We start from the raw sequence: 7,812 nt of genomic DNA, 5'->3' as shown, positions 1-7,812 counted from the left end.
GAGTTACTTTCTGTTGCTTGCCCCACAGAAAGTAACCAAAGAAGAGGGCACCCAGCCATCACGGCCTACGGCTCCCTTGCGTTGCTCAACAAAGTGGGCGTCCATCGAAACTCGCCCTAGCGGCTTGCACACTACACAAGCCACCGCGGAACTCGAACAGCCGATGGCCGACTTCTCCCACTTCGTCTCCGCTACTCAGCGTGATGGGATGGGATTCATCTCATCAAAGTACCATCGTTGAAATTTGGAATAGTTAAAAACTCAAATTCTTTTCTTTTTAGCCCACAAACGGTGGCGCTCATTGGTTTTCGGGCCCCTATCTGCCGCGCCGAGTAGCGCAGACAAAATAAGATCAAGCGAGCGGCTGTCCGAATCCCGCGGTGGCCTGCGTATTGTGCAGGCCGCTAGGATGAGTTTCGCGAGCGCTTATTTTGATGAGCAACGCAGGGAACAAGCGGAAGCTAGGGTGTCTTGTTCTTTGCCTTCTTTCCTATGGACAAGCATAAGAAAGAATGGTCGCCTAAAGGCGAAATAAAGACTTCCTCCATCTAGGAGCACACTCAAAAGTAAACCATAGCTGCTCAAGCAAAGAAAAGTAACTCGCCTAGAGGCGAAATAGAAAGATTGTAAGTTGTAAGTGAGGATACGAGTGGCACTACAACCAAAAATTTAAAGAATTACCTTCTTATATATCCAATAAAAAACGAGGTGCACCTCTCAGCACGCCTCATTTTAATCAACTGTACTTTATAGAGATTACACGTGCTTCCGCGCCAATCTCCCCACTCCCCGCAACCACCCCAACAAATCATCCACATAGGTATACAACACCGGAATCACCACCAGGCTCAATACCGTCGAAGTAATCAACCCACCAATCACCGTGATCGCCATCGGTGAGCGGAAGCTGGGGTCTGCACTCCAGCCCAAGGCAATCGGCATCATGCCGGCTGCCATGGCAATGGTGGTCATGATAATTGGGCGTGCGCGTTTGTGGCAGCCATCAATAATGGCATCAAAGCGACTGAGTTTGCGCTCTTTGCGCGCCATGATGGTGTATTCCACCAGCAGAATGGAGTTTTTGGTCACCACCCCCATCAGCATCAACAAACCAATCACGCTTGGCATGGAGAAGCTGTTATGGGTCACCAGCAGCGCAAAGAAAGCGCCCCCCAATGACAGTGGTAAGGCTCCCAGAATGGTGATGGGCTGCAAAAAGTCACCAAACAGCAACACCAGCACCACATAGATACACATGACGCCAATGATCATAGCGCCGCCAAAGCTGGCAAATAACTCGTTCATACGCTTGGCATCGCCAGCTTCAAGCTGTTTCACGCTAGGCGGCAGGTTTTGCATAGCAGGCAGTTGCTGCACCTCACGCATGACTTCGCCAATCTGGCGTTTATTGAGCTCAATATCAAAGGTGACATTACGCATACGGTCCATGCGGTCAATCTGCTGCGGGCCGCTACCCATGCGGACTGTCGCGACGGTTTCCAGGCTAACACTGCCATTGCGTGATGGAACACGTAATTGGGCAATTTCTTGCAAACTGGTACGTACACTAGGTCCCAAACGCACGCGGATCGGCACTTGCCGCTGCGGCAGATTCAGCTTGGGCATGGTATTGGAGAAGTCTCCTGAAGTTGCCACGCGGATCACCTGTGCGATGGACTCCACAGTCACGCCCAACTCGGCCGCCTTATCTATATCCGGGATAATCTGTACCTCTGGCCGTTGCAAACTGGCGCTGGAGGTAATATTGCCCACACCATTCAAGGTCCTTAATTGCTGTTGCAATTGCTGACTAGCACTGGTTAACGCATTCGCATCATCACTAGCCAGTGTAATTTGCAACTTCTCGCCGGACTCGCCTATGCCTACTGTGACACGCGCACCTGGCAGGTTTTTCAACCGCTCGCGCAAGTCTGCCTCAATTTCAGACTGCTTTTGCTTGCGCTCACTGCGGTCGGTCAGGCTGATGACCAGACTGCCCTTGCGCACATCGGTGCTATTTTGTGAGGCGTTCGGCCCGCCCCCGCCGGTACTGGCCGTGCCAGCCGCAGTAAAGACCGCCTTGACTTCAGGATGCTGCTTGACAAGTTGTTCAGCCATTTGCACCACTTGCCGGGTTTGCGCAAGGGGCGTACCCGGTTGCAACTCAATATTAACCTTGGTCTGACTACTGTCGGAAGACGGGACGAAACCCTTGGGCAACAAAGGCATCAGGCTCAACGAACCGATAATAAACAGAATAAAGCCTGCCACCACGGTTTTGCGGTGATTTAAGCACCAGCTGACCCAGCCCAAATACCAGCGCATGGAAGCTGAGTCGGTTTCCTCTTTGACAGGATGTGGTTTGAGCAGGTAGGCGGACATCATGGGCGTTAACAAACGTGCCACCACTAAAGAACCCAGAATCGCAATGGCTGCCGTGATGCCAAACTGTTTGAAAAATTTGCCCGGAATCCCGCCCATAAATGCCGTTGGCAGAAAAATCGCCACCAGCGTAAATGTCGTCGCAATCACGGCAAAGCCAATCTCGTCGGCCGCCTCCATTGCTGCCTGGTAAGGCGTTTTACCCATGCGCAAATGCCTTACGATATTTTCAATCTCCACAATCGCATCATCGACCAGGATACCCACGACCAGCGCCATGGCCAGCAGAGTCAGCACATTGAGCGAAAAGCCAAAATATTGCATAAAAGCAAAAGTGGGAATCATGGACAGCGGTAAAGCCACCGCAGCAATAATAGTGGCGCGCCAATCACGCAAGAACCACCACACCACCAAGATCGCTAGCAACGCGCCCTCATACAGCAACTGCATAGAGCCTTCGTAGTTATCTTCTACCGGCTTAACCATGTTAAACGCCTCCACAATCTTTACTTGTGGATGCAATTGCTGAAATTTTTCCAGCGCCGCACGTACATCTTTGGCGACGGTCACCTCGCTGGTGCCTTTGCTACGCGTAATTTCAAAACGAATGACAGGCTTGCCATCATAACTGGCATAAGTAGTACGCTCAGCATAGGTATCCAGCACTTCTGCCACTTGCGCTAGCTTGATATGACGGCCATCACCCAGCGGGATATCGAGATTGCGCACCTCGTCGGCACTATGCAAGGCACCCAAGGTGCGCACTGACTGGATATTCGCACCGATATCGCCGCGGCCACCAGACGCATCCTGTTGCACGCGTTTGAGCTGCGCAGAGACATCGCTCACATTGACGCCGAGCCCTGCCATCAGCGTGGGATCGAGGTTCACTTGCACCTCGCGGTCTACGCCGCCGGTACGCGTGATCTTGCCCACGCCGTTGACGGCCAGCATCGCTTTGCTCACTTCATTATCGACAAACCATGACAACTCGCCTTCATCCATATTTTCCGCGGAGACGACATATGTCAGGATGGCATTGCCGGAAGTGGTCACTTTTGAAACGGTGGGCGTTGTTACGGCTGCAGGGAGCTCGGAACGGGCACTATCCACAGCGTTGCGTACGAGGTTGAGGGCTTCTTCACTCTTGGTGTCAATGGTGAACTGCACGCTGATGCTGACGCTGCCATCGGTGATGGTCGTGGTCATGTGTTCAATGCCACCAATAGTCGCAATCTTGTCTTCTATCTTGCGTGCAACTTCGGTCTCGAGCTGGGGTGGGGCCGCGCCTTCCAGCGTCGCACTCACGGTGATGACTGGTAACTCGATATCAGGGAAGTTCTGTTTGCCTAATTGGTTAAGCGATTTCAGTCCAAGAAAAGTCAGCACCACAAACAATAAGATGGCCGGAACCGGATTACGGATGGACCAGGCGGAAAAATTCATACTTAAGCCCCACGCTTCGTCTGGGTGACAACTTTGACGATGTCGCCATCATTTAAAAAAGCACCGCCGCTCAGCACAAACTGCGCCTGCGTATTGAGACTACCCAGCAACTCAATCTGCTCGCCATGCGAACGGCCGGTTTGCACCTTGCGCTGGATGACTTTGCTTAAGCCTTGCGCATCGGCGGGCGCCAGTTCAAAGACGTAAGCAAAGCCATCGCGATAAGTCACCGCACTCAGAGGTACCGCCACGCCTTGCTGCTGGCCAATATCGACCTCTCCCTGTACATACATGCCAGGCTTCGCACTGTCTTTGGGGATATCGACATAAACCAGTGCATTGCGGGTGTTGTTATCCACCGTTGGCGAAATCAGGCGCACTTTGCCATTCACGGTGTGGCCCCCAGAAAGTGTCAGTCGTACCAATTGGCCTGGGTGCAGAGCAGTCTGTTGGTCAGCATTCACTTCCCCACGCCACTCTATACGGCCCTGGCGCACTAACCGGAACAACTCGGCACCTGACGAGACCACGTTGCCCAAGTTGGCAGAACGTGACGAAATCACACCATCATCCGGCGCGACGACTTTAGTCTGGCGCAAGCGGATTTTCTGGTTTTCCAGCTCGGCTTCAGACAATGCCAGATTCGCCCTGGCAGTCTGCTCGGCTATCACATATTCGTTGATTTTTTGTGCGGATAATGCGCCACTGTCTTTGATTTCACGTGCTCTGTCGGCATTACTTTTTGCTTCAGCCAACGCTGCTTTATCCCTATCTACAGTTGCCAGCTGTTTTTGCAAGTCAGCTTTCACTGTTTCGTCAGCCAACATCACCAGTGGCTGCCCCTTGCTGACTTGTGTCCCCACATCCGCCATGATCTGCTGTATGCGCAGACCAGAAATTTCTGCACTGACCAGGGCTTCCTGCCATGGATAAATGCTGCCATTCAGGACCAGGGTCATCGGCCATTGCACAATCGCAGGCTGGGTCGCCTCTACACTCAGTGCAGCCTTGAGTGTCTGGGCTGACTGACGGGCTTGATTCTTGGCAGATTTCCCCTTCAATTCATCCTGGTGCAAGGGATGTTGCCAAAACCAGGCACTCACGCCCACCAGTAACGCTGCAATGATTAAAAATTTGGTTTTTGTTGTCAGTTTCTTTGCCATCATGCTTACCTTTTTTCCATGGGTTTCAATGGAGGTTTAACTGTTTGCCGGGTTTCAAGCCAGTCCCCACCAAACGCCTTATACAGGGCAATCCACTGTAATACGCGATTCTTTTGTTGGGTAATCACATTGAGTTCGGCGTTGATTTTCTGGCGGCGTGCATCTTCCAGCGATAACAAATCCAGGCCGCCAGACTTCCAGTTGATTTCAGCTGCTTGAAAGTATTGCTGATACTGTTGCGCGCTGGCCTGCTCCGATTGTGCGCGTCGCGTGGCGCTGTCCAGATTGACCAGGGCTTGCTCGACCTCCTTGACTGCCTTGCGCACGTCTTGTTTATAGGTCGCAAGCAAACTGTCAAAATTGGCACGCGCTTCCGCCAGGTCCGCACGCAAGGTGCCGCCATCAAAAATCGGTAACTTGAGCGAAGGACCATAAGACCAGGAGTCCGTGCGGGTGACTGTACCGTTAAAATTGGTACGGCGATATCCAATTGAACCCGTCAGAGTCAGACTGGGATACAACTGCGCTTTGGATACGCCAATATTAGCGCTGGCTTCTGCGAGGTTGCGTTCATCAATGGCCAGGTCAGGGCGGCGTATCAACAAGTTTGCTGGCATGGTGCTCACGTCAAACATGGCGGGTTCTGGCATGCCGTGACCTTTAGCCAGCAAGGTGCGCAACGCGGGCTCTGGGAGATTGGTTAACTCCACTAGTGCCTTGACCAGACCATCGCATTCCGCTTGTTGCCCATCCAATGTAGATTCACTGGCGCGTGTGGCTGCCTGTGCCAGCGCAAGATCAGACGGGGCAGAGAAGCCTGCCCGGGCAGAAATACCTGTCAAACGCGCGGTTTCACTGCGCGACTCATAAGCTTGCTTTAAAGCCTGCACGGAAGCCTGGCAAGCGCGATAGTTGACGTAGTTATTCGCTACTTCGGCAGCTAATGTCAGCCGTGCATCATGCCAGGCAATTTTCTTGGCCTCGAGCTGTGCTTTGGCAGCCTGCTTGGCTGCTTTTACTTTGCCAAACAGGTCGACTTCCCAACTTGCATCCAGCGAAATCGAGTCTATCTCGATCGTACTGGCCGGAAACGCCCCACCACCACCACCTTTACTTCTGGTGACGCTACCGGTGCTGGTTAAATCTGGAATTCCCTGCGCACGCGCCGACAACACGTTAGCGCGTGCCACACGAATATTCGCTAATGCAATCTCCAGCGAAGGACTTTCCTTCTGCGACTCAGCCAGCAACTGATCCAGCACCGGGTCTTTGAATTGCGCCCACCAGTCTGTTAAAGAAGCAACGCTTCCGCCATGTGGCAGAGGCGCTTGCCACTGCTCAGCGATGGCTGTTTTTGGACGGATATATTCGTCTATGACCGAACAACCGGCAAGTGGCAGATATAATAACAACCAGTAAACACTGGCCCTCCCCGACGTTAAAACACCCGGACTCATTTGTTTTTCATCCCTTGCAATCCGTTTAAGAACAATTGCACCACAAATGCAATGTGTGCCTCTGCATCCCAATCTGGTTCCAATACCCCAAACAGGGCTTTGTTACGTGGCCCGGCAACCAGGAGCTCGCAATATGACTCCGCCGCCTGCATAAAATTCTGTGCTGGCAACTCTCCTTTTGCTGCATAACCTGCAAATATATCTGCCAGCATTCGATGGATACGCTCTGGACCTACAGCCTTCACTGCACGGGTCAATTCCGGCAAGTGCGATACCTCTGACACGCCGATACGGAAAAACGATACCATGCGGGGCTCAAGTACCTTATTAAGAATCAATCGGCTGACATTCGCCAGGACGGTAGCCAATGGCTGCTCTCCCAAACCTTCAACGCGGGTCATCGCCAGCACATCCTGCTCCACCATATGCTTCAATGCCGCAACCAACAACTCGTCCTTACTGCCGAAGCGTTCGTAAATGGTCCGGGTGGAAACACCGCAGGTGCTCGCGACACGCGCAATACTGGTGCGCGCAAAACCTTCGGTCATAAATAACGCCAACGCCTGCTCAAGCAAATGCGCGTGGCGCTCTTGCTCAGTACCCGATTTGGGCCGACCAACCTTGGTTTTTAGCTGTGTGGATTCCATGAGAAGAGGCTTGTATAAAATAAAAATGAAACGTTTCATTTTTATTTTACCCATCCGCCTCAAATAAGCAAGCGTTTTGTTGTCACTGGAATGATACATAGAGCGCCCGCGCCCTATTCGCCAAGGGTTTGTTATACTCGCAGCACTTGAAGACGCAGACAACAAAGCACCTATGGCCCTCAAATCCACGATTTATAAAATCGACGTCAATATTGCCGACATGGATAGGCATTATTACCAGCAACATCAACTGACGCTGGCAAAACACCCGTCAGAGACTGATGAACGCTTAATGGTACGCTTGCTGGCTTTTGTGCTGTATGCCGATGAAGCATTGCTGTTTGGTAAAGGCTTGAGTGAAGACGATGAACCAGACCTTTGGCAGAAAGATTTAACGGGCGCAATTGAACGCTGGATTGGTGTAGGCTTGCCTGACGAACGCGAAATCCGCAAAGCGTGTGGACGCGCAGCGCACGTGGTACAAATTCTCTACGGTGGCCGCACGGCAGAGATGTGGTGGACCCAGAACCAGAAGGCCATGCTCAAGCTTGAGAATGTCACAGTGATTAACCTGCCAGAAACAGAACAACTGGCTGCCGCAGCCACACGTGGACTGACCATCAGTTTCACCATTCAAGACCGGCAAATGCTGGCGAGCTATGATGGTGGGAGCTTTGAAATTCAGCCGCAATGGTTAAAAGAAGCCAGGGAATAACC

5 protein-coding genes are annotated in these 7,812 nt (G+C 52.3%); 1 reads left to right on the top strand and 4 read right to left on the bottom strand.

Annotated features, from left to right (window positions below):
* Window positions 1–756: 756 nt before the first annotated feature.
* From F463_RS0102110 to F463_RS0102095, 4 genes are read right to left on the bottom strand one after another with little or no spacing between them, the layout of a single operon-like run.
* Window positions 757–3,828 carry an efflux RND transporter permease subunit gene (locus F463_RS0102110; RefSeq protein ID WP_018985392.1) on the bottom strand — a complete coding sequence of 1,024 codons (3,072 nt, stop codon included), beginning with the start codon at window positions 3,826–3,828 and terminating at the stop codon, window positions 757–759.
* 2 nt (window positions 3,829–3,830) lie between these two features.
* Window positions 3,831–4,994: an efflux RND transporter periplasmic adaptor subunit gene (locus F463_RS0102105; protein ID WP_018985391.1), complete on the bottom strand. Its 1,164-nt coding sequence runs from the start codon at window positions 4,992–4,994 to the stop codon at window positions 3,831–3,833.
* A gap of 2 nt (window positions 4,995–4,996) precedes the next feature.
* Window positions 4,997–6,448 carry an efflux transporter outer membrane subunit gene (locus F463_RS0102100; RefSeq protein WP_018985390.1) on the bottom strand — a complete coding sequence of 484 codons (1,452 nt, stop codon included), beginning with the start codon at window positions 6,446–6,448 and terminating at the stop codon, window positions 4,997–4,999.
* On the bottom strand, window positions 6,445–7,095 hold the full coding sequence (locus F463_RS0102095; RefSeq protein ID WP_033412998.1) for a TetR/AcrR family transcriptional regulator: 651 nt from the start codon (window positions 7,093–7,095) through the stop codon (window positions 6,445–6,447). Before F463_RS0102095 ends, F463_RS0102100 begins: the two co-directional genes overlap by 4 nt.
* 172 nt (window positions 7,096–7,267) lie before the next feature.
* Here F463_RS0102095 and F463_RS0102090 point away from each other — a divergent pair, with 172 nt between their 5' ends.
* Complete coding sequence (locus tag F463_RS0102090; RefSeq protein ID WP_018985388.1) at window positions 7,268–7,810, top strand: YaeQ family protein; 543 nt, start codon at window positions 7,268–7,270, stop codon at window positions 7,808–7,810.
* Window positions 7,811–7,812: the final 2 nt, after the last annotated feature.

Source organism: Methylophilus methylotrophus DSM 46235 = ATCC 53528 (genome assembly GCF_000378225.1).
Classification (GTDB): Bacteria; Pseudomonadota; Gammaproteobacteria; order Burkholderiales; family Methylophilaceae; genus Methylophilus; species Methylophilus methylotrophus.
Note: the sequence above shows the minus strand (reverse complement) of the source record. Positions and strands in the feature narration are given on the sequence as shown.

What these genes read in the sequence shown, in the direction of transcription:
- F463_RS0102090 (WP_018985388.1), top strand. Translation starts at nt 7,268, where the DNA reads ATGGCCCTCAAATCCACGATTTATAAAATCGACGTCAATATTGCCGAC.
- F463_RS0102095 (WP_033412998.1), bottom strand. Translation starts at nt 7,095, where the DNA reads ATGGAATCCACACAGCTAAAAACCAAGGTTGGTCGGCCCAAATCGGGT.
- F463_RS0102105 (WP_018985391.1), bottom strand. Translation starts at nt 4,994, where the DNA reads ATGATGGCAAAGAAACTGACAACAAAAACCAAATTTTTAATCATTGCA.
- F463_RS0102110 (WP_018985392.1), bottom strand. Translation starts at nt 3,828, where the DNA reads ATGAATTTTTCCGCCTGGTCCATCCGTAATCCGGTTCCGGCCATCTTA.
- F463_RS0102100 (WP_018985390.1), bottom strand. Translation starts at nt 6,448, where the DNA reads ATGAGTCCGGGTGTTTTAACGTCGGGGAGGGCCAGTGTTTACTGGTTG.